This is a genomic window from Bacteroides sp. MSK.20.12, assembly GCF_019052435.1.
In the GTDB taxonomy this organism is placed as follows: domain Bacteria; phylum Bacteroidota; class Bacteroidia; order Bacteroidales; family Bacteroidaceae; genus Bacteroides; species Bacteroides xylanisolvens.
The window spans coordinates 1-345 of record NZ_JAHQVH010000120.1 but is presented as its reverse complement, the minus strand read 5'-3'; the positions used below and the strand labels follow the sequence as shown (position 1 = coordinate 345).

Sequence of the window (345 nt, the reverse complement as noted above, 5' to 3'; positions counted from 1 at the left end):
TAGCACACTCAAAACGCTGGTATGTAGCACTCGTTCGAATGCATCACGAGAAGAAAGTATCCGAGCGTTTGTCTAAGATGGGAATTAATTCTTTTGTTCCCGTTCAGCAACAAATTCATCAATGGAGCGACCGTCGAAAGATGGTTGATACAGTATTGCTTCCAATGATGGTTTTTGTTCATGTCAACCCAAAAGAGCGTATGGAAGTCCTAAGCTTCTCCACAGTTAGCCGCTATATGGTAATGCGTGGTGAAAGCACTCCTGCCGTTATTCCTGACGAGCAGATGGCACGTTTCCGTTTCATGCTCGATTATTCCGAAGAAGCAGTCTGTATGAATGATACTC

General features: G+C 44.1%; 1 protein-coding gene. It reads left to right on the top strand.

The genetic code is table 11. The features are described 5' to 3' along the window. On the top strand, positions 1-345 hold a 345-nt coding region (locus tag KTR06_RS24400), incomplete at both ends, for a UpxY family transcription antiterminator (RefSeq protein WP_217290904.1).